This window comes from Streptomyces tsukubensis (genome assembly GCF_003932715.1).
Classification (GTDB): Bacteria; Actinomycetota; Actinomycetes; order Streptomycetales; family Streptomycetaceae; genus Streptomyces; species Streptomyces tsukubensis.
Genome location: NZ_CP020700.1, coordinates 2,058,077 through 2,078,796 on the forward strand (window position 1 = coordinate 2,058,077; position 20,720 = coordinate 2,078,796).

The window sequence follows — 20,720 nt, forward strand, 5'->3', positions numbered from 1 at the left end:
TGAAAGGAGAGGCACCGCATCGTCCGCCGACTGGATGCGGTGCTCCTCCTTCCGCCACGCGGGCCCGTCGGGGTGCTGACGGCGCTCGACGGGGCCGTCGGGGCTGGCCGGGCAGGCGGTTCCGTCAGTTGCGCCGGAGCGCGTGGAGCCCGGCCCACTGTTCGGCGGTGAGGTGCTTGGGCAGGGCGGTCGGTGCGATGCGGTGGGCGCGCAGCCAGTCGTCGATCCGCCGCCGGGACAGTTCGGGGGCGGCGACGGCGACGATCCGGGCGAGTCCGCGGCCCTTGCCGTTGAACACCCGGGCGACCAGGTCCTGGTAGTCGGCCCGGTCACGTTCGGCGACCAGCGGCCGGTCGCGGCGGACCATGGTCAGCACTCCCCCGTCGACGGTGGGCCGGGGCCGGAAGGCGGTCGCGGGCACCCGGCCGACCAGGCGGAACGCGTACCAGGGCCACCACTGGGCGGTCATCAGGGTGGCACCGCCGACCCCGGCCCGGCGCCGGGCGACCTCCCACTGCACCAGCAGCACGGCATCGGTCCAGTCCGGGGAGCGCAGGATCCGGCGGAGCATCGCCGTCGTCTGGTGGAAGGGGAGGTTGCCGACCAGTACATGGGGACCGGCCGGGGCCCGGTAGCGGAGGAAGTCCGCCGTGACGACGGTGGTCGGCCGTCGCGTCCGGCGGCGCAGTTCGGCGGCGCGGCGTCCGTCGATCTCCACGGCCGTCAGCTCCCGGCCGAGCCGCTGGAGCGGCAGAGTCAGGGCGCCGCCGCCGGGGCCGATTTCGAGGATCGGGCCGTGGGTGCCGGCCACGAGCCGGGTCATGGTGTCGATCGTGGACCGGTCGACGAGGAAGTTCTGGCCGAGCTCGTGCCGACCGGGATGGGGATGGGGGTGGTGCGAGTGCAAGGGACTGTGTCTCCGCGGCTTCGAGGTGAGCCGGGCAGCACGAGGAGGCCGCCCGGCGCGTACGCGCTGAAGCGGCGAAAGCCCTGGAAGAAGGGAGGGGATCCGCCGCTAGACGCGGCGGAGGCGCATCGCTGCGATACCTGCTACTCCACACATGGGACGGCACGTTACCGCCGGCCGCTCGACCCGGCCAACGGGTTTTCCCGCGAGCGCCCTGGGCTGGTGCCGGCCCCGGGGCACGGACACCTGCGAGCCGGGCTCGGAGCGAACACCGTCCCCGCAGGGCCCGCCTGCCAGAAACCGGGGGCGGGATACCCGGGGCTGCCCGGTGGGGCTCGTCCCGCCCGGACAGGAGGGGCGGAATGCCGCTGTCCGGGCCGGGGAGCGGCGGGCGGCGGATGCCCGGGGCTCCCGCAGGGGAGCAGCCCGGCGCGGAAGCAGGGCCGCGTGCGACCGGGCCGGCCGTGCGGTCCGGGGTGAGGTGCCGCTGCCGGGAACGGCGTCCGTGGTCCCGGCCCCCAAGCACCCGGGGCGGGGCCGGTGCTCCGGGTCGGCGTCGTACGGTCGCGGGGGCAGGGTGCCCGGGGCCCGCCGCGGCCGGGTGCGGGGCACCGGGGACCGGCGCGGCGGGTCGGGGCCGTACGCGTGGGGGCGGGTCAGGCGCGGTGGGTGATGCGGCCCGAGCTGAGCGTCAGCGGTACCGGTGCGTCCGCGATCTCGTCGGCCGAGGCGCGTACCGGGTCGACACCGAGAGCGGTGAGGTCGGCGCGGTAGCCGACCGCGATCCGGCCCGCGGTGGTGGATTCGCCCGCCGCGAGGGCCGCGTGGGTGGTGCAGCCCTCCAGCGCCATCAGGCCCGTCAGTCCGCCGTGTCCGGCCGCCGCGCCCCGGGGGGCGAGCGCGGTCGCCAGTACCCGGCGGGCGTCGTAGGACGCGATGGGCCAGTCGGAGCCCAGCGCCAGTACCGCACCCGCGTCCCGCAGATCGCGGCAGCGCCAGGCGCGGGCGGCCCGTTCGGGGCCGAGCCGCTTCGACCATTCGTCGCTGTGGTCGGCGCGGGTGTAAGCGGTGTGCGGCGGCTGCATCGACGCGGCCACTCCGAGCCGGGCGAACCGCCCGAGTTGGTCGTCGGGGGCGGTCTCGATGTGCTCGATGCGGTGGACCGGCGCCCCGGCCCCGCGCGCGCCGAGCGCCTCGACGGTGTCCAGGACATGCCGTACGGCGGCGTCACCGATGGCATGGGTCGCGGTGCCGACCCCCGCATGGTGCAGCCGGTGCACGGCGGCGCTGTAGGCCGCCGGGTCCGGCCAGAAGGCGTCCGTACCGGTGCCGTGGCAGTCGGCGTGCTCCAGCCACGCCGTACCGCCCTCGACGGTGCCGTCCATGAAGAACTTCACCCCGCCGACCCGCCAGTCACGCCCGTGCTCCCGCTGGACGGCGATCAGCCACTCCAGTTCCTCGTCCCCGGCGCCGGGCATGCACCAGGGCGCGAGCCGGAGCCGTACCGGCAGATCCGCCGTCTCCTCGACGGACGCCAGCAGTTCCAGGGCGTCCCCGCCGAGGTCCATCACATGCGCCGAGGCGATACCGGTCGCCGCCATCCCGGACAGCAGCTCCAGCAGCCTGGCGCCGCGCTCCGTGAAGGAGGCGCGCGGCAGCACCCCGGTCATCAGGTCCATGGCGGCGTGTTCGATCAGATGCCCGGTCGGCCGGCCTTCGGCGTCGCAGACCACGCTCGCGCGCTGGACGAACTCCCGGGGCCCGTGGATCCCGGCCGCCCGCAGCCCGGCCGCGCTGACCAGCGCGGAGTGGCCGTCGTAGAGGCGGATGAAGGCGGGCGCCCCGTCGAGCGCCTCCTCGATGAGGGCGTGGTGCGGCTCCCGCCCGCCGAAGGCGTTGTGGTCGAGACCCCAGGCCAGTACCCAGCCCTCGCGGCGCTCGGCACCCCGCAGCGCGACGCGAAGGGCCGCCAGGTCGGTGACCGCCGACAGATCGGTGCCCGAGGCCAGCTCAAGGCCCCAGACGGGGTGGCTGTGGGCGTCGGTCAGGCCGGGGACCAGGGTGGCCCCGCCCAGATCGGCCGTCTCGGTGCGCGGCCCCTGCCACTCCCGTACGTCCGCGGCGTCGCCGACCGCGACGATCAGACCGTCCTTGACGGCGACCGCCTCCGCGGACGGCCGGGCCGGGTCCAGGGTGCGGACCGCCGCTCCGGTCAGGACGATGTCAGCTGCTGCCACGGTGTGCTGCCTCCTCGGTGGTGGGGGTCCCCTCGGGCCCCTCGGGTACTGCTGCTTCGGCCGCTTTCCGCGCTCCGGGCACCTCCGGCACCCCGGGTGCCTCAGGCGCCTCAGGCAGCTCAGGCGGCTCGGCTGCGAAGTTCGCGTAGACCTCCGGCCGGCGCCGCTTCAGCTGGTACGCCAGGCCGACACCGATCACGAAGACCGCCGGGACCAGCGCCAGCAGTACGGTGTTGACCAGCGTCGACGCCCCGGTGAACAGCTCGACCTTGGTCCCGATCAGATAGATCGCCACGGCCAGCAGTACGGCGGCGGCCACGGGCGCGACCACCGTGCGCAGCACGCCCTCGTCGTGCCGGATCCGCCGGAAGTAGCAGGGGATCGCGATCGCGGTCAGCAGCATCAGGGCCATCAGCCCGATCATGCCAGGGGTGTTCACCCAGAGGAGGAGCTGGGTGTACGGATCGGCTCCGGCGGCCGCGAAGCCGAGCACGACCACCGCGCCGAGCACGGTCTGGGCGATCCCGGCGACGTACGGCGAACGGTGCCGGGGGTGGATCCGTCCGAAGGACTTCGGCAGGACGCCCTCCTCCGCCAGGGCCAGGGCATAGCGGTTGATCGCGTTGTGGAAGGCGAGGAGCGAAGCGATGATGCTGGTCACGATGAAGACGTGCATCAGATCGGCGGCCCAGGGGCCGACGTAGGTGGTGATGGCGGCGAAGAAGAGGCCGCCGGGGTCGTCGGTGGCGGCCTTGACGACCTGCTCGCTGCCGAAGGCCTGGACGACGGTCCAGACGATGAAGGCGTAGAAGGTGCCGAGGAAGGCGACGGCGGCGTAGGTGGCGCGCGGGACCGTGCGGTCGGGGTCGCGGGCCTCGCGCCGGTAGATCACCGTCGACTCGAAGCCTGTGAACGCGGCGAAGGCGAAGGCGAGTACGGCGGCGGTGCCGGGGACCAGGACCTGGGAGGGCGCGAAGGAGGAGAATTCGAGCCCGTCGGCCCCGCCGTCGAGGAGCACCCCGCCCGCGAGCAGCAGCAGGATGCCGGTCTCGGCGACGAGCAGCACCCCGAGGACCTTGGCGCCGAAGTCGATGGAGCGGTAGCCGCCGTACCAGATGATCAGCAGCCCGGCGAGGGAGACCGGGAGCCAGGGGATGTCGACGCCCCAGAGCGCGGCGCCGGTGTCGGCGGTGGCGGAGCCGAGGAGGCCGAAGACCCCGATCTCCATGCCGTTGTAGCCGATCATCGCCAGCAGGGCGGCACCGATTCCGGCGGCCGGGCCGAGACCGCGGGTGATGTACGCGTAGAACGCCCCGCCGCTGCGGACATGGCGGCTCATGGTGGTGAAGCCGACGGCGAAGATCGCCAGGGTCAGTCCGGCGAGGAGGTAGCCGGCCGGTGCGCCGATGCCGCCGAGGGTGAGGGCGATGGGGGCGACCCCGGCCATCACGGTGAGCGGGGCGGCTGCGGAGATCACGAAGAAGGCGATGTCGGACGTGCCGAGGCTGCCTTTTCTGAGCCCTGGGGAGGATGCGGACATACGGATGGGGCCTTCCTGGTGCTGCTGGGGGGAACTGGACCTGCGGACGCCCTTTCGCGGCGGCGAGCGGTGGGGGAACGGAAACCTAAAGGCTTTCGGTTTTGCGCAATGTAGCCTCCGGCTGGGGATCGGGGAAGAGCCTGAGGAGAGAACGGATATATGGGACGGCCGCGGACAGCACTGATCGACCGGGAGCGCATCGCGACGATCGCGCTGGAACTCGTCGACGGGGAGGGCGAGTTCAGCGTGGTGGAGATCGCCCGGCGGCTCGGGGTCCGGACGGCGTCGCTGTACCACCATGTGGACGGGCGGGACGGAATCGTCGAGCTGCTGCGGGAACGGGTCTGCGCGGATATCGACGCGACGGCGCTGGGGGCGGCGGACTGGCAGGAGGCGCTGGCGGGCTGGGCCCGCTCCTACCGTGCCGCGTTCGCGGCCCATCCCCGGGCGATCCCCCTGCTGATGGCCTCGCCGGTGCGGGCGCCGCGGGTGCTGTCGCAGTACGAGCGGGCGGTGGGGGTGCTGCTGGCGGCGGGGTTCCCGCAGGGCGAGGTGATGAAGGTGATCATCGCCCTGGAGAACCTGATCCTGGGCTCGGCGCTGGACCTGGCGGCGCCGCAGCCGATGTGGGTGCTCGCGGACGAGTCGAAGACGCCGAAGCTGGCGGGCGCGCTGGCTGCGAGCCCTGCGGCGGGGCGGGCGGACGCGGCGTTCGAGCTGGCGCTCGGGGGCTGCCTGGTCCGCCTGGCGGCGTTGCGGGATACTGCGGGCGCGTGATCTAGGAGGGCCTCAGGCCCTCGCCCCGTCGCGCATGGCCCCGCCGCGGCGGAGACCGTTTCCGCATGGGCCCAAGCCCCGGGGGGGGGCGTTGCGGGATTCGCCCTGCGCGGCGGGGGTTCTTTCCCGACTGCGGCCCGCGATCGCTTCTCGCGCAGTTCCTCGCGCCCCCAAAACCCTCCCCCTGACCGCCCTGGTCAGGACTGGCCCCGTCAGGGCGCCAGGGGTCACCCCCCGCCGAGGGCATGCGGCGCCCCCAAACCCCTCCCCCTGACCGCCCTGGTCAGGACTGGCCCCGTCAGGGCGCCAGGGGTCACCCCCCGCCGAGGGCATGCGGCGCCCCCAAACCCCTCCCCCTGACCGCCTTGGTCAGGAAGAGCCCCGTCATGGGCGCTGGGGGTCCCCCCCCATGGCCGAAGGCATAGGGGGAGGAACTGCGCGAGAAGCGGCCACGGCGCGCGGCCCGGGAAATGGCCCCGCAGCGCCGGGCGCATCCCGCATCCCCGCGCGGGCGCGGCCCCGCGCCCCCTCGCACGGGGTTACGACTCGTAGAAGAGCGTGTCCACGACCGCCCGCGCCCGCCGGGTCACCCGGCGGTAGGTGTCCAGCATGTCCCCCGCGTGGCCCGGGCCGAAGCCCAGATAGCGGGCGACGGCGGCCAGTTCCCTCGTCTCGGAGGGGAAGGTGTCGCCCGGGCGGCCGCGGACCAGCATCACCGCGTTCCGCACCCGGGTGGCCAGCACCCACGCCTCGTCGAGGATCTGCGCGTCCTCGGTGGCGATCAGGCCGGCCGCGTGCGCCGCGGCGAGCGCCTCGCGGGTGCGGGTGGTGCGCAGGCCGGGCTCGGACCAGCCGTGGCGCATCTGCATCAGCTGGACGGTCCACTCGACGTCGCTGAGCCCGCCGCGCCCGAGTTTGGTGTGGAGCGTGGGGTCGGCGCCGCGCGGCAGCCGTTCGGACTCCATCCGGGCCTTGAGCCGGCGGATCTCGCGTACGGCGTCCTCCCCCAGGCCCTCGGCCGGATACCGCAGCGGGTCGACCAGCTCCATGAAGCGCGCGCCCAGCTCGGGGTCGCCCGCCACGGGTTCGGCGCGCAGCAGCGCCTGCGCCTCCCAGACCAGGGACCAGCGGCGGTAGTAGGCCTCGTAGGAGGCGAGGGTACGGACCAGGGGGCCGCTCTTGCCCTCGGGGCGCAGATCGGCGTCGATGAGGAGCGGCGGATCGGCGGTGGGCAGCTGGAGGAGCCGTCGCATCTCTTCGACGACGAGCCCCGCGGCCCGCGCGGCCTCCTGGTCGTCGACGCCTTCGCGCGGTTCGTGGACGAAGAGGACGTCCGCGTCGGAGCCGTAGGACAGCTCCTGGCCGCCGAAGCGGCCCATGCCGATGACGGCGAAGCGGGTGGGGAGTTCGTCGCCCCAGCGTTCGCGTACGGCGGCCCGCAGGGCGCCCGCGAGGGTCGCGGCGGTCAGATCGGTGAGCGCGGTGCCGATCTGGTCGACAAGGGCGCCGGTGTCGGTCTCGGCGGGGCTGTCCTCGGTGCCGTACGAGCCGATGAGGTCGGCCGCGGCAGTACGGAACAGCTCCCGGCGCCTGACCCCGCGCGCCGCGGCGACGGCGGCCTCCGCGCTGGCGGCACGGCCGACGGCGGCGAGGATCTCCGGCTGGAGGTGGTCGCGGCGGCGGGGCCGCAGCCCGTCCGGGTCCCCGAGGATGGCGACCGCTTCGGGGGCGCGCAGCAGCAGATCGGGGGCGAGCCGCCCGGCGGACAGCACCCGGGCGAGGTTCTCGGCCGCGGCGCCCTCGTCCCGGAGCAGCCGCAGATACCAGGGGGTCTTGCCGAGCGCGTCGGAGACCTTGCGGAAACCGAGGAGTCCGGCGTCGGGGTCGGCGGAGTCTGCGAACCAGTTGAGGAGGACGGGCAGCAGGGTCCGCTGGATCGCTGCCTTGCGGCTGACGCCGGAGGCGAGGGCCTCGATATGCCGGAGGGCGGCGGCGGGGTCGGCGTAGCCGAGGGCTTCCAGGCGCTGTCCGGCGGCCTTGGCGCTGAGCCGGGCCTCGCCGGGCGCCAGCTGGGCAACGGCGTCGAGGAGGGGCCGGTAGAAGAGCTTCTCGTGGAGCCGCCGGACCACGGAGGCGTGCCGCCGCCACTCGCGGTGGAGTTCGGTGACGGGGTCGGTGCGGAAGCCGAGGGAGCGGCCGAGGCGGCGCAGATCGGTGGGGTCCTCGGGCACGAGGTGGGTGCGCCGGAGCCGGAACAGCTGGATCCGGTGCTCCATGGCGCGCAGGAAGCGGTAGGCGTCGTCGAGCTGGGCGGCGTCGACCCGGCCGACGTACCCTCCGGCGGCCAGCGCCTGGAGCGCGGCGAGGGTGCTGCCGCTGCGGAGGCCGGCGTCGCTGCGGCCGTGGACGAGCTGGAGCAGCTGGACGGCGAACTCGACGTCCCGCAGCCCGCCGGGCCCGAGTTTCAGTTCGCGGTCGACTTCGGCGGCGGGGATGTTGTCGATGACGCGGCGGCGCATCTTCTGGACGTCGGTGACGAAGTTCTCGCGTTCGGCGGCCTGCCAGACCAGGGGTGAGAGGGCTTCGATGTACTCCTCGCCGAGCAGCGGGTCGCCGGCCACCGCCCGGGCCTTGAGGAGCGCCTGGAACTCCCAGGTCTTGGCCCAGCGCTGGTAGTACGCCAGATGGCTGGAGAGGGTCCGGACGAGCGGCCCGTTGCGGCCCTCGGGCCGGAGGTTGGCGTCGACGGGCCAGATGGCGCCCTCGACGGTGGTCTCGGAGCAGATCCGCATCAGATGGGAGGCGAGACGGGTGGCGGCCTGGATTCCGGTGTTCTCGTCGGCGCCCCCGGCGGGCTCGCCGACGAAGACGACGTCGACGTCGGAGACGTAGTTGAGCTCCTGGCCGCCGCATTTGCCGAGGGCGATGACGGCGAGCCGGCAGCGGGCGGCGTCCTCGGGCGCGGCGGCGCGGGCGATGGCGAGGGCGGCCCGCAGGGTCGCGATGGCGAGGTCCGCGAGTTCACCGGCGGTCTGGGCGACGTCGGTGGTGGCGCAGACGTCGCGGGCGGCGATGGAGAGCAGACAGCGCCGGTAGGCGATGCGCAGGGCGACCGGATCTCCCGCGTCGGCGAGGCACTCCTCGAATTCGGCGACGCCGGGGTGCAGATCGGAGGCTTCGTACGTGGCGAGGGCCCGCCAGTCGCCGGGGTGGCGGGCCAGGTGGTCACCGAGCGCCTCGGAGGCGCCGAGCACCCCGAGGAGCCGGTCGCGCAGGGGCTTCGAGGTGGTGAGGGTGTCGAGGAGGACCCGGTCGTCGCCGTCGGGCTGGGCCTCCGCCAGCCGCACCAGGCCGGTCAGCGCGAGATCGGGGTCGGCGGTGGCGCCCAGCGCGTCGAGGAGGAGGGGGTCCTCGCGGACGGAGGCCAGGGCGGGCAGCGCGAGGAGCCGCTCCGCGGTGGCCGGGTCGGTGAATCCGTGCCGCAGCAGTCGGGTGAAGGTACTGCTTCTGCGTCCCGGCACCGTCGTCATTCCGCCGCTCCGTCCACGGTCGAGGTCACAGACATCGAGCCTAAGGCCTGTTCAGTGGCCCGGGCTCCGTGCGGCGCCCGGCGGACCTGCCGGAACACCCGGGCGTACGGGCCGGCGTACGGGCCGGTTTCGGGCGCACCATCCACCAGAAATTCGAACAAGTGAGTGAATTTTCTGTGTGCATGGATGAGTTGGCCGACGGTTTGCGGTCAGTACCGGCAACGTATCCGACGACCGCGCGCACCACGACAGCCACCGGACGGACGGGGACCCGGTCCCCGGAGGAGAAACAGCACGCCATGACCGCACACACCCCCCGCGGCGAGCTCGCCGCCGCCTTCAGCGACCCGGCGGCCGAAGCCCTCGACTGGGCGACGGCCGAACGCCTGCTCACCGACGCCGAGATCTTCTGGCTGTCGAGCGTCCGGCCGGACGGCCGCCCGCATGTCACACCGCTGCTGACGCTCTGGATCGACGGGGCCCTGCACTTCTGCACCGGCGCCGGGGAACGCAAGGCCAGGAACCTCCGGGAGAACCCGGAGGTGGTCCTCACCACCGGCACCAACTCCCTGGACCGGGGCTGTGACCTGGTCGTGGAGGGGACGGCCGAGCGGGTGGCGGACGGGGCGGCGCTCCGGACCGTCGCGGACGCCTACGTCGCCAAGTACGGCGCCGACTGGACGTTCGAAGTGGGCGACGGCGTCCTCGACGGGGAGGGCGGCCCGGCGCTGGTCTACCGGGTCGGGCCGCGGACCGTCTTCGGCTTCGCCAAGGACCCGTACGCGCAGACCCGGTTCCGCTTCCCGCCCGCCGACTGACGGCCCGGCACCCCCCTGCCCGATCCACACCCCACAGCGCCCACAGCACCCGAAGGGAATCCCGATGGAACTCACCCTCGAAGTCGTCAATCTGCAGGTGTCCGATCTCGACCGGGCCAAGCGGTTCTACACGGAGGGCTGCGGCTTCCGTGCCGATCTCGACCAGGAGGTCGCGCCGGGGGTACGCATCATCCAGCTGACGCCCCCGGGCTCGCGCTGTTCGGTCGCCCTGGCCGCCGGGCTCCCCGCGGTCCCCGGTCTGACGAAGCCCGCCCCCGGCACGGCCTACGGACTCCAGCTCTGCTCCACCGATATCACCGCCACCAGGGAGGCGTTGGCGGCGGGCGGTGTTGACGTGTCGGCCGTGATGCATCTGGGCGAGGGCGGCTGGGCCGAGGGCAAGGGCGGGGTGTGGAACTCCTTCTTGTTCTTCGCTGACCCCGACGGCAACAGCTGGACGGTCCAGGAGGCCCCGGCGCCGCTCTCCGAGCGCTGATCCGGCGGTGTCCCGGCGGCCGCGGAAACAGCTCGCGGGCCGCCGGGGCGCCGTGCCACCCTGCGCATATGTCTGCAACTCACACCTATGACGTGGCCGTCCGCTGGACGGGGAACCTCGGTACGGGGACGGAGAACTACCGCTCCTACAGCCGCGCGCACAACGTCGTCGGGGAGGGCAAGCCGACCATCGCCGCCTCCGCGGATCCCGCGTTCCGGGGCGACCGGGACCGCTGGAACCCGGAGGAGCTGCTCGTCGCCTCCGTCGCCCAGTGCCACATGCTGTGGTACCTGCACTTCTGCTCGACCGAGGGAGTGACGGTGCTGGCCTACGAGGATCTGGCGCACGCCGTGATGACGATGGACGAAAGCGGCGGCGGAGGCCGGATCACCGAGGTCGTGCTCCGCCCGGAGGTGACCGTCGCCGACGCCGCCACGGCGGAGAAGGCCCGGGCCCTGCACGGGAAGGTCCCGGCGGTCTGCTTCATCGCCCGTTCGGTGAACTTCCCGGTCCGCCACGAACCGGTGATCCGGACCGGCGGCGCCCCGGCACCGGCACCGCGATAGGGCGGACCCGCGCGGGGCGCGATGCGGCGCGGCCCGCGCGGGCTCCGGCGACGACCGCAGCCCCGAAGGGGCGTCAGGGCTGCGGCGGCCGGTCCGTCCCGCCGCCCTGGCCTCCGCCGTACTGGCCCTTCAGCTTGTCCTGCGCCTGGTCGACCTGGCCGCTGTACTTGCCCTGCGTCTTGGCGTCGACGGCGTCTCCCGCCTTGTCGACACCCTTGTCCGCCTGGGACTCGTGGCCCTTGAGCATCTGCTTGAGCTTGTCCAACACGGACATGGGGTCACCCTTTCGGCTCGCTGCTCCCCCGCAGTTCCAGGGTCACAGCGCCGGTCCGGTTCCGCATGTCGGCGGGCCCGGGGGCCGGCCCCCGCGGCCGCTCACCGCTGGTGGCGGACCTCGGGGAAGTCGCGCGACGGCCCGTCGAGCAGTCTGCCCCGTCCGCGCAGATGCAGATCGAAGAAGGCCCGCGGATAGGCGCGCTGGAACGCCTGCGCCCGGTGGGTCGGGATCGTCCCCACCTCTCCTTCCAGGGTCGCCCGGTCCATGCCGAGGAGGGGCGCGACCTGCGGGAGGATCAGCGCCTCGTCGCCGAACGACTGGTGCGCGGCCCCCGCGACGGTGAGGCGCCGCCGCCAGCCGCGCAGCTTCGACCAGAAGGTGCGCAGGGCCGGATTGGTCTCCATACCGCCCTTCCCATAGGTGTCCACGACCAGGAACGGGCGGTCCAGACCGGCGTCCACGACGGGTCCCGCCGCACCGCCGTCCAGGCTTGCGCCCGCCGCGATCCGCCCGTCGGTGTGCATCGCGGCGGCAGTGGCGGCGCCGCCCAGGGAGTGCCCGATCATTCCGATACGCCGCAGGTCGAGCGCCTCCCGCAGCCCTGCGGGCAGCGGCCCGCCGGGCAGGTCCGTACCGTCGCCCGCCCTGATCGCGGCGAGCCGGTCGAGGACGAAACGCAGATCGTCGGTGCGGACCGCGAGACCCTTGGCGTAGTCGCGCATACCGCCCGGGGGTGTGGTCTCCACCCGGCCGCCGGGGAACTCGACCGCCGCCGCGTCGTAGGGGTGGTCGACGGTGACGACCACGTATCCGTGCCCGGCGAGGTCTTCGACGATGCCGGTGCCGAAGGAGCGGGAGGCGTTGGAGCCGGGCGAGTAGACCACCACCGGAAGCGGGCCCCCGGCGCAGCGGAACGGGGCACGTTCACGGCCGTGGGCGTTCCCCAGCAGGACCGCCCCCGGCGGCAGGCCGAGGGAGCCCAGATAGCTGTCGGCGGCCCGGGGAGGCATCCAGGGGACGACGGGGGCCGGGGGTCCGCCGGCGGCCGGGTACCAGATGCTGATCATCAGTTCGCGGCAGGGCCGGCCGGTGGTCCACGGGTCGGGGCGGGAGGTGTCGCGCAGATGGAGCGCGACCGTACCGATCGGGTACGGGCCGGACGGGGCGGGCAGATCGAACCGTACGGGCGCCGCCGCCCGCCGGGGCACGGCGGCGGCCGCGGGCGACAGCGGTCCCGGGGCCGTGACGGCGGTGGCGAGCAGCGCGGCGGACCCGGTCACGAGTGTTCTCCGTTTCATGGATTCCACTGTTCCGGCCGGTCGGTCCCGCGGCTTCCCCCGAGGGCAGGAACCGGGCGTCGGCCCAGGAGGGTACGGCGGGCCTCGGTCTCACGGATGAGTCGGCCCGGGAGATGACGTCCTCGGGGCTGACCGGACCGGGCGCCGGGCGCGGATAGCGTGCGGCCATGGATGACGGGGAGTCACGGCCGTGGGTCGTGAAACGGCTGCGCGAGGGGCACTGGCGGGCCGTGGACACCGTGGCGGCCGTGCTGTTCGCCGTGGGGTTCGGCGCGGGCGGGACGGTGGAGCACGGCTGGGCCGCAGGGGCGGCCGCCGCGGCGGTCTGGCTGCCGGTAGCGGTACGGCGCCGGTGGCCGGTGCCGGTGCTGTACTCGGTGCTCGGCGGGGTCGTCTGCGCCCTGCTGCTGACCGGGTGGGAGGACGTCTGGGTCGTCCTCGGCGTTCTGCTGTACACGGTGGCCGCGCGGGAGCCCCGGCGGGTGGCGTCGATCGCGCTCGCCGCCTCGCTGGCGTCGGTCGCGGCGGCCGGGGCCGTGGTGTCGCCGTCGACGACGGCCGCCGGGACCGTATCGGATGCCGTCTTCGCGTCGCTGGTGATGGTCCTGCCCTGGCTGGTGGGCACCGCGACGCGGGAGCAGCGGCGGTACGCGGAGCTGGCCGCCCGGCAGGCGGTGGCGGACGAACGGCTGCGGATCGCCCGGGATCTGCACGATGTGGTGGCGCATCATCTGGCCGTGATCACGGTGCGTGCGGAGGTCGCCCGGGCAGTGTCCGCTACGAACCCGCACGAGGCCGGGGAGACGCTGGCGCTCGTCGGAAGCGCGGGCCGGGCGGCCCTGACCGAGATGCGGCGGATGGTCGGCGTACTCAGATCACCCTTCGACGAGGACGGGCCGGAGCCGGTTCCTGACCCGGGCCACGATCCGGGGCCGGGGGCGGCGGGCCTTCCCGAGCTGGCCGCGGGCGCGGGCCCGCGGGTGGAGTTGGACATGGACCCGGACGTGGAACTGCCGCCGGGCCTGGGCCCGGCCGTCTACCGGATCGTCCAGGAGGCGCTCACCAATGTGGTCAAGCATGCGGATTCGGCCGACTGCCGGGTGACGCTGCGCCGGGCGGACCCCGGCGCGGTGGACGCCGTGGAGGTCGAGATCGTCAACGGCCCGCCGCCTTCGCCCGGTGGGCCGGCCGTACCGCCGGAGCACCGCATCGGGGGCGGGCACGGGCTCGCCGGGATGCGGGAGCGGGCGGCGGCGCACGGCGGGGTCGTCTCGGCGGGCCCGCTGGCCGGGGGCGGCTTCCGGGTCCATGTCCTGCTGCCCTGCGGCCGGGGGCGGTCGTGGTGAACCGGCCGGTACGAGTCCTGCTCGCCGACGACCAGCCGCTGCTGCGGACCGGTTTCGGCCTGCTCATCGACAGTGTGCCGGACCTCACCGTGGTGGGTGAGGCCGTGAGCGGCGAGCAGGCGGTGGAGCTCGCGCTGCGGCTGCGGCCGGACGTGGTGCTGATGGACGTCCGCATGCCGGGCACGGACGGTCTGGAAGCCACCCGGCGGATCTGCGCGGACCCGGGCTCCGACCGTACCCGCGTCCTGGTCCTGACGACGTTCGACCTGGACGAGTACGTGTACGCGGCGCTGCGCGGCGGGGCCAGCGGCTTTCTGCTGAAGGACATCCTGCCCGCCGATCTGCTGAACGCCATCCGGGTGGTCGCGTCCGGCGAGGGCATGCTCGCCCCCGCCGTGACCCGGCGGCTGATCCACGAGTTCGCCGGCCGGGGCGAGCCGCGCCCGTACGTCGCCCGGGCCCTGTCGGGTCTGACGCCGAGGGAGCTGGAGGTGCTCCGTCTGGTCGCCCGGGGCCTGCCCAACCCCGCCCTCGCCGAGCACCTCGGGCTGAGCGTCTCCACGGTCAAGACCCATGTGCGCCGTCTGCTGGCGAAGCTCCGGGCCCACGACCGCGCCCAGTTGGTGGTCATCGCCTACGAGTCGGGGCTGGTCTCGGCAGGCGGCGCCTGAACGGGCGCCGCCGCCACCCGCGCCGGGCCGCGGGGGCCCGGGGCGATCCCGGCAGCGCCGCGAAGGCGCGTACCGGACGGATCCCGGCGATCCGCCCCGCAGCCGATCGCCCCTACAGCACCGGAAGGTTCTTCCGCAGTTCGAAGGCGGTGACCTCGGAGCGGTACTCCTCCCACTCCTGCTTCTTGTTGCGGAGGAAGAAGTCGAAGACGTGCTCGCCGAGGGTCTCGGCGACCAGTTCGCTCCGCTCCATCAGTGCGATCGCCTCGCCCAGGTTCTGCGGCAGCGGCTCGATGCCCATGGCGCGGCGTTCGGCGTCGGAGAGGGCCCAGACGTCGTCGTCGGCGCCGGGCGGCAGCTCGTACCCCTGCTCGATGCCCCGCAGTCCGGCGGCGAGCAGCACCGCATAGGTCAGATAGGGGTTGGCGCCGGAGTCGATGGAGCGCATCTCCACCCGCGACGAGCCCGTCTTGCCCGGCTTGTACATCGGGACCCGGATCAGCGCCGAGCGGTTGTTGTGGCCCCAGCAGATGTACGAGGGGGCCTCGCCGCCCGCGCCCGCGCTGCGGGCGGAGCCGCCCCAGATGCGCTTGTAGGAGTTCACCCACTGGTTGGTGACGGCGGAGATCTCGGCGGCGTGGCGCAGCAGTCCGGCGATGAACGAGCGGCCGATCTTGGAGAGCTGGTACTCGGCGCCGGACTCGTAGAAGGCGTTCCGGTCACCCTCGAAGAGGGAGAGGTGGGTGTGCATTCCGGAGCCGGGGTACTCGCTGAAGGGCTTGGGCATGAACGTGGCCTGCACGCCCTGCTCCAGCGCGACCTGCTTCATCACCAGCCGGAAGGTCATGATGTTGTCGGCGGTGGAGAGCGCGTCGGCGTAGCGCAGGTCGATTTCCTGCTGGCCGGGGGCGCCCTCGTGGTGGCTGAACTCGACCGAGATGCCCATGGACTCCAGCATCGTGATGGCCTGGCGGCGGAAGTCCATGCCGACGTTCTGCGGGGTGTGGTCGAAGTAGCCGGAGTTGTCGGCGGGCACCGGGCGGCTGCCGTCGACGGGCTTGTCCTTCAGCAGGAAGAACTCGATCTCGGGGTGGGTGTAGAAGGTGAAGCCGAGATCGGAGGCCCTGGCCAGCATCCGCTTGAGGACGAAGCGGGGGTCCGCGAAGGACGGCGAGCCGTCCGGCATGAGGATGTCGCAGAACATCCGGGCGGTGCCGGGGGCCTCGGCGCGCCAGGGCAGGATCTGGAAGGTGCCGGGGTCCGGTTTGGCGATCATGTCGGATTCGTAGACCCGGGCGAAGCCCTCGATGGCGGAGCCGTCGAAGCCGATGCCCTCGTCAAACGCCTGTTCCAGTTCGGCGGGTGCGACGGCGACGGACTTCAGGAAGCCCAGCACATCGGTGAACCAGAGGCGCACGAAGCGGATGTCGCGCTCCTCCAGCGTGCGGAGCACAAATTCCTGCTGCTTGTCCATTGCGGCTTCCCATCCACCCAATCGTTGCCGGTCGAGCCAGCCCGCTCCCGGAGAGCATCGCATCCACGGGTTTCCGGCAGGTTGCATACCCGGGCTGAGCCCCATTGTGTGCCAGGGGCCACGGTGAGACGACCCCGAGGCCCACGGGACGGGTGCGACACGGTGTGCCCGGGGGGCGGGAAACGGCCGCCGTACGGTGCGGCGAGCCGTACGGGACCGGTACGAGTGCGGCACAAGGGCGGTCCGGAACGGTACGACAGGCAGTACACCGGGTGGTACGAAGGGCCGATTACCGCCCCGTATGAGGTAAGGAGCCGCCGCCCTCGCTACGATCTGCGGCTATGGGGGGTCACCGGCTCGGCCGCCTCGCGCGCACCACGCGTCCCGTGGCACTGCTGAGTGCCGCCGCGACGCTCCTCGGCGCGCTCTTCCTCTGTCTGAACGCGGCCGATGACGACCATGCGCCCCGTGCGGCCGCCCGTGACAGCGCCCCCGCGTTCTCGTGTCCGTACGACGGCGGCTCCTGCGGGCTGCGCCCGATCGTGGGCGCGGCGGTGCTCACCGTGCCGCCGCCGGCCGCCCCGCCGCTGACGGCGGAGTCCCTGCGGACCCCGGCCGTCCGGCCCGACCTCGGCGGACCCGACCGTTCCGGCCCCCTGCCGCGCGCACCCGGCCTGCACGTCCTTCAGGTGTTGCGGATCTAGGTCGTCTCTTTCGGATCTTGCCGGGCTCGCGTGCCTCCCCCAGCTACCGCTGGGGGTGCCCCCAGCCACCGCGCCTCGCCGCGTTGTCGTCAGTCGCCTACGCTCCGCGTGGACTCCATCCTCCGCCTTGCGATCCACGGCACCAGACCCCGCTCACTAATCCGGCCTGACCCGAAAGAAACTCCCTAGCACGGCCGGCCGGCCGCCCGCGGACCCCGTTTCGGCCGGCTCGCACCCTTGCCCATCCCCCCAAGTCGATCGCAGCCTCATGGCCAGGCCGATCACTCCCTGACGAAGGACGCACACCCCATGGCTTCCGGTAAGAACTCCAAGAGCTACTCGAAGAACAACGCCGCCCACGACCGCCGGGCCCGAATAGAGGCGGCGCGGAAGATCGAAGCGGCCCGCGAGCGGCGCAACCGCATCATCACGATCGGCATCAGCGGTGTCGTCGTGGCCGGGCTCGTCGGCTTCGGCGTCTTTGTGATCAACAAGGACAACGCGGAGGAGAAGCAGGCCGTCGCGGAGCGCAAGGAGCCCATCACGGGCGAGAAGGTCTGGGACGCGAAGAAGCTCGGCCAGACGCATGTGAAGGGCGCGGTCAGCTACCCGGACAAGCCTCCGGTCGGCGGCGATCACCACCAGGCGTGGATGAACTGCGACGCCAAGGTCTACAAGGAGCCGGTCCCCAACGAGAACGCCGTCCACTCGCTGGAGCACGGCGCGGTCTGGGTGACGTACACCGACAAGGCCGCCAAGGGTGATATCGAGAAGCTGGAGAAGAAGGTCAAGGACACGGCCTACTCCCTGATGAGCCCGTACAAGGACCAGGCGGGCGCGATCATGCTGACCGCGTGGGGCAAGCAGCTCACCGTCGATTCGGCGGACGACCCGCGGGTCAACAAGTTCTTCTCGAAGTACGTCCTCGGGGAGCAGACCCCGGAGAAGGGCGCCACCTGCTCGGGCGGAGTGGAAGGCAAGTGACCGCGATGACCCGGACCCACTGGACCGCGGTGGGCGCCGTGGTGGCCGCGCTGCTCTTCGCCGGGGCGGCCACGGTCGCCTCGGCGGGCGACGGCGGCTCCGCGTCCCGCACCCCGGCGACGGACTCGGCGGACGCCGGTTTCGCGCGGGACATGTCCGTGCACCACCAGCAGGCGGTGGAGATGTCGTTCATCGTGCGCGACCGTACGCAGGACGTGGACGTGCGCAGGCTGGCGTACGACATCATCAACACCCAGGCCAATCAGCGCGGCATGATGCAGGGCTGGCTGGACCAGTGGGGTCTGGCGCAGATCGCGCCGGACCGGGAGCCGATGGCGTGGATGGCCGGGGGCGAGGCGCACTCCGGTCACAACGCGAAGACCGGCGACGTCCGGATGCCCGGCATGGCCACTCCGGAGCAGCTGCAGAAGCTGGCGAAGCTCAGCGGCAAGGCGGCGGAGACCGAGTACCTCCAGCTGATGATCGCCCACCACAAGGGCGGGGTGGACATGGCGCAGGGCTGTGTGGACCTGTGCTCCCCCGGCGTCGAGCGGCAGCTGGCCGAGGGCATGGTCCAGGGCCAGCGCTCGGAGGTCGAGCTGATGACGGGGATGCTGAAGGACCGCGGGGCTCAGCCGCGGGAGTAGGCGCCCCGGCAGATGCCTTCGGCTGTGCCCAGGGGCCGTGTGCCGCTTCCGGTGTCCGGGAGCGGCACACGGCTCCTGCCGTCTGCCGCCGTCGGCCGGCCGGGGATCCCGCGTGTCGTCGCGCCGTCGCCGGGTACTCGTCGCGCAGCTGCAGGTACGGGCGCGGAGCGGACCCCGGCTCACCCGTTCGGCTCAGCGCGGTCGCATCCCCCGAACGGCGGAACGACCATGGAGTCGGGTACCGGTCCGGGTCCGGCCGCGGGCCGTCGAGTGCGAGGAGACGCGAACGCCATGACCACAGCCAAGGACATCATGCACCCCGGGGCCCAGTGGATCCCGGCCCACGAGACCCTCGACCGGGCGGCCCAGCTGATGGCCCGCCTGGACGTGGGCGCGCTGCCCATCGCCGATGCGCAGGAGCGGCTCTGCGGCATCCTCACCGACCGGGACATCGTCGTCGGCTGTGTGGCGCTCGGCCACGATCCGGCGAAGGTCACGGCGGGCGAGATGGCCCGGGGCACGCCCCGGTGGATCGCGGCCGAATCCGGCGTGGGCGAGGTGCTGCAGGAGATGCAGGAGCACCAGATCCGGCGGCTGCCGGTCATCGAGGGGAAGAAGCTGGTCGGCATGATCAGCGAGGCGGATCTGGCGCAGCACCTCTCGGACGACCAGCTCGCCGGGTGGATGGAGAAGGTGTACGCACGGGCCTGAAGCGCCGGGCCCGGGCCCGATCGGCCGTGGGCCCGGTCCGTACAGCCCGTACAGCCCGTTGCGCGGTCAGCGTCCGGGTGGTGACGAGGGTGCGGCGCGGGGTGCCGGTTCACGGCCTCCGGGCCGTACCGCCGGTTCCAGTACGGCTTCGGCGACCGCGTCCGGCCGGTCGAGCATCAGCAGATGACCGGCCGGGCCGGTCTCCCGGAAGCGGGCCCCCAGGAGCAGCGCGAGGGCCCGCTGGCGGGCGGTCCAGCCGCGCCCGCCGGAGGTCGCGGCGAGGACGGTGACGGGCGCGCCCGGCGGCAGCGGGCGGCGCTCGCGCAGGGCGAGGAGTTCGGCGGCGACGGCCCGGTAGTGGGCGTTCTCCAGCAGCGCGCCGCGCAGGACGCGGGTGGTGCCGTAGACGGCCCGGACCGGTTCGGCCGGGGCCGGGTCCCCGCCGCCCGTCCGCGAGAGCCTGACCGTGAGCCTGCGGACGGGCGGCCCGAAGGCGGCCGGTACTCCGGCGGCGCCCAGCGCCGTGCCCGCGGCCCGGGCGACCGCGGTGCGCAGGGCGGGTGCGGCCGGGGCGGCGGCGTACTCCTCGACGCTGGAGTCGACGAGGACGACACCGGTGGTACGGCCCGGATGGAGCCGGGCGAACGCCTCGGCGTGGAATCCGGCGATGGAGTGACCGACGACGGTGGCGGGCCGGTCCCGCAGTCCGGCCGCGTCGAGGACGGCGGCGATACGGCGGGCCTCCCCGGCGGCCGTGGGCGCCGCGGTGGCGGGGGCGCTCAGCCCGTGCCCGGGCCGGTCGAAGCGGACGACCGTGCGGTGCGGGGCGAGCAGCGGTACGACCGGGTCCCAGTCGAACCAGGCGAGACCGAGGCCGGCGCTGAGCACGCAGACGGGCCCGCTGCCCTCCACGACCACATGGTGCGGTACGCCGCCGATCCGTACGAACGTCACCCTGCCACCGCCTCCGGCCGTTCCGTACCGCCCGCGCTCCGCGGGTCCGGCGTCCGCCCCGGGTCCCGCGGCTCCCTCGGGTCCCGGTTCCGCGACCGTCGCACCTCCCGGGTCAGGGAGAGCGCGAGCAGTCCCAGCCAGACTGCCACGAAGAGCACCTGGAGCCGCTGCCCGGCACCGAGGGCCCAGGTGCCGTTCCCGGCCTCGAAGGCGGCGACGGACGCCAGGGTCCAGCCGGTGGCGAGCAGTTCCAGGGCGACGAGCGGCGGGCCGAAGCGGGCCAGTTCGGGCAGGAGGCCGTAGCGGCGGGCGGCCAGGGTGAGGGCGACCATCCCGACCAGGGCGCCGGTCATGGCGAGGGAGCTGCTGACGGCGTGCGCGGTATGGGTGGCGGGGACCAGGCCCGCGGTCTCGCGGGCGGCGCACTCGGGGTCGGCGGTGGGCGTGCAGCTCAGCGGCAGCCGGGAGTCGACGGCGGTCGCGGCGCCGAACAGCGTGACGCCCGCCCAGCCGATCACGGTCCAGGGCCGGCGCGGGGTGTGCCGGGCGCGCAGGGTGTGCGCGAGGGCGAAGGCGGCGCCCGCGAACACGAGGGAACCGGCCGCCAGATCGGTGGCCCGGAAGAGCCCGCCGAAGGGCTGGTCCTGGGCCGCGAGTTCGCTGACGTAGGTCTGTACCGGGTCGAGCCCCGTCGACAGGACGACTTCCAGGAGCCACGCGGTGTAGACGAGGGCGCCGATGGCTATGAGTGCGGCGGTCATCGGTCCATGATCTCGCACACCT

Annotated in this window: 19 protein-coding genes; 10 read left to right on the top strand and 9 right to left on the bottom strand. The window is 73.4% G+C overall.

The annotated features are described in order from the left end of the window. Window positions 1-124 precede the first annotated feature (124 nt). The 3 genes from erm to B7R87_RS07630 form a co-directional block, all read right to left on the bottom strand. Complete coding sequence (gene erm, locus B7R87_RS07620) at window positions 125-907, bottom strand: 23S ribosomal RNA methyltransferase Erm (protein ID WP_006349642.1); 783 nt, start codon at window positions 905-907, stop codon at window positions 125-127. 656 nt (window positions 908-1,563) lie between these two features. Beyond that, window positions 1,564-3,144: an amidohydrolase gene (locus tag B7R87_RS07625; protein ID WP_006349641.1), complete on the bottom strand. Its 1,581-nt coding sequence runs from the start codon at window positions 3,142-3,144 to the stop codon at window positions 1,564-1,566. Further along, the gene (locus B7R87_RS07630; protein ID WP_006349640.1) at window positions 3,131-4,684 is read right to left on the bottom strand and encodes an APC family permease; all 1,554 of its coding nucleotides are present in this window, start codon (window positions 4,682-4,684) and stop codon (window positions 3,131-3,133) included. Before B7R87_RS07630 ends, B7R87_RS07625 begins: the two co-directional genes overlap by 14 nt. 159 nt (window positions 4,685-4,843) lie before the next feature. Between B7R87_RS07630 and B7R87_RS07635 the strand changes: the two genes are divergently transcribed. After that, window positions 4,844-5,461 carry a TetR/AcrR family transcriptional regulator gene (locus B7R87_RS07635; RefSeq protein WP_006349639.1) on the top strand — a complete coding sequence of 206 codons (618 nt, stop codon included), beginning with the start codon at window positions 4,844-4,846 and terminating at the stop codon, window positions 5,459-5,461. A 539-nt stretch (window positions 5,462-6,000) separates the two neighbouring features. Here B7R87_RS07635 and B7R87_RS07640 read toward each other — a convergent pair. Next, the gene (locus B7R87_RS07640; protein WP_006349638.1) at window positions 6,001-8,991 is read right to left on the bottom strand and encodes a bifunctional [glutamine synthetase] adenylyltransferase/[glutamine synthetase]-adenylyl-L-tyrosine phosphorylase; all 2,991 of its coding nucleotides are present in this window, start codon (window positions 8,989-8,991) and stop codon (window positions 6,001-6,003) included. A gap of 299 nt (window positions 8,992-9,290) precedes the next feature. On the opposite strand from B7R87_RS07640, the gene B7R87_RS07645 reads away from it, so the two are divergent. From B7R87_RS07645 to B7R87_RS07655, 3 genes are all read left to right on the top strand, one after another. After that, window positions 9,291-9,809: a pyridoxamine 5'-phosphate oxidase family protein gene (locus B7R87_RS07645; RefSeq protein ID WP_006349637.1), complete on the top strand. Its 519-nt coding sequence runs from the start codon at window positions 9,291-9,293 to the stop codon at window positions 9,807-9,809. A gap of 64 nt (window positions 9,810-9,873) precedes the next feature. Further along, complete coding sequence (locus B7R87_RS07650) at window positions 9,874-10,305, top strand: VOC family protein (RefSeq protein ID WP_006349636.1); 432 nt, start codon at window positions 9,874-9,876, stop codon at window positions 10,303-10,305. A 68-nt stretch (window positions 10,306-10,373) separates the two neighbouring features. Beyond that, the gene (locus B7R87_RS07655; protein ID WP_040916480.1) at window positions 10,374-10,871 is read left to right on the top strand and encodes an OsmC family protein; all 498 of its coding nucleotides are present in this window, start codon (window positions 10,374-10,376) and stop codon (window positions 10,869-10,871) included. A 73-nt stretch (window positions 10,872-10,944) separates the two neighbouring features. On the opposite strand, the gene B7R87_RS07660 is transcribed toward B7R87_RS07655, so the two are convergent. Together B7R87_RS07660 and B7R87_RS07665 are read right to left on the bottom strand one after the other, a co-directional pair. Then, entirely contained in the window at window positions 10,945-11,145 is a 201-nt protein-coding gene (locus B7R87_RS07660; protein ID WP_006349634.1) for an antitoxin, read from the bottom strand. A gap of 101 nt (window positions 11,146-11,246) precedes the next feature. Next, entirely contained in the window at window positions 11,247-12,428 is a 1,182-nt protein-coding gene (locus tag B7R87_RS07665; RefSeq protein WP_006349633.1) for an alpha/beta hydrolase family protein, read from the bottom strand. Between the two features lie 185 nt (window positions 12,429-12,613). On the opposite strand from B7R87_RS07665, the gene B7R87_RS07670 reads away from it, so the two are divergent. Both B7R87_RS07670 and B7R87_RS07675 read left to right on the top strand, forming a co-directional pair. Next, complete coding sequence (locus B7R87_RS07670) at window positions 12,614-13,792, top strand: sensor histidine kinase (RefSeq protein WP_006349632.1); 1,179 nt, start codon at window positions 12,614-12,616, stop codon at window positions 13,790-13,792. Next, window positions 13,786-14,463: a response regulator gene (locus tag B7R87_RS07675; RefSeq protein ID WP_006349631.1), complete on the top strand. Its 678-nt coding sequence runs from the start codon at window positions 13,786-13,788 to the stop codon at window positions 14,461-14,463. Before B7R87_RS07670 ends, B7R87_RS07675 begins: the two co-directional genes overlap by 7 nt. A gap of 112 nt (window positions 14,464-14,575) precedes the next feature. Here B7R87_RS07675 and B7R87_RS07680 read toward each other — a convergent pair whose 3' ends face one another. Next, the gene (locus B7R87_RS07680) at window positions 14,576-15,937 is read right to left on the bottom strand and encodes a glutamine synthetase family protein (RefSeq protein WP_006349630.1); all 1,362 of its coding nucleotides are present in this window, start codon (window positions 15,935-15,937) and stop codon (window positions 14,576-14,578) included. Window positions 15,938-16,278: 341 nt separating this feature from the next. On the opposite strand from B7R87_RS07680, the gene B7R87_RS07685 reads away from it, so the two are divergent. The 4 genes from B7R87_RS07685 to B7R87_RS07700 all read left to right on the top strand — a co-directional run bounded on the left by B7R87_RS07685 (window position 16,279) and on the right by B7R87_RS07700 (window position 18,983). Beyond that, window positions 16,279-16,641 carry a hypothetical protein gene (locus B7R87_RS07685; protein ID WP_130584574.1) on the top strand — a complete coding sequence of 121 codons (363 nt, stop codon included), beginning with the start codon at window positions 16,279-16,281 and terminating at the stop codon, window positions 16,639-16,641. A gap of 309 nt (window positions 16,642-16,950) precedes the next feature. Further along, window positions 16,951-17,625, top strand: a complete 675-nt coding sequence (locus B7R87_RS07690) for a DUF3105 domain-containing protein (RefSeq protein ID WP_006349628.1) — start codon at window positions 16,951-16,953, stop codon at window positions 17,623-17,625. A 5-nt stretch (window positions 17,626-17,630) separates the two neighbouring features. Continuing rightward, a complete protein-coding gene (locus tag B7R87_RS07695) occupies window positions 17,631-18,272 on the top strand; it encodes a DUF305 domain-containing protein (RefSeq protein ID WP_040916478.1) in 642 nt (213 codons plus the stop codon). A gap of 291 nt (window positions 18,273-18,563) precedes the next feature. Continuing rightward, window positions 18,564-18,983 carry a CBS domain-containing protein gene (locus tag B7R87_RS07700; RefSeq protein ID WP_006349626.1) on the top strand — a complete coding sequence of 140 codons (420 nt, stop codon included), beginning with the start codon at window positions 18,564-18,566 and terminating at the stop codon, window positions 18,981-18,983. Window positions 18,984-19,049: 66 nt separating this feature from the next. Here the strand turns inward: B7R87_RS07700 and B7R87_RS07705 are convergent, their stop codons facing one another. Beyond that, window positions 19,050-19,937, bottom strand: coding sequence for an alpha/beta fold hydrolase (locus tag B7R87_RS07705; protein ID WP_130584575.1), 888 nt, complete (start codon window positions 19,935-19,937; stop codon window positions 19,050-19,052). Then, window positions 19,934-20,698, bottom strand: coding sequence for a DUF998 domain-containing protein (locus tag B7R87_RS07710; protein WP_006349624.1), 765 nt, complete (start codon window positions 20,696-20,698; stop codon window positions 19,934-19,936). Before B7R87_RS07710 ends, B7R87_RS07705 begins: the two co-directional genes overlap by 4 nt. Window positions 20,699-20,720: the final 22 nt, after the last annotated feature.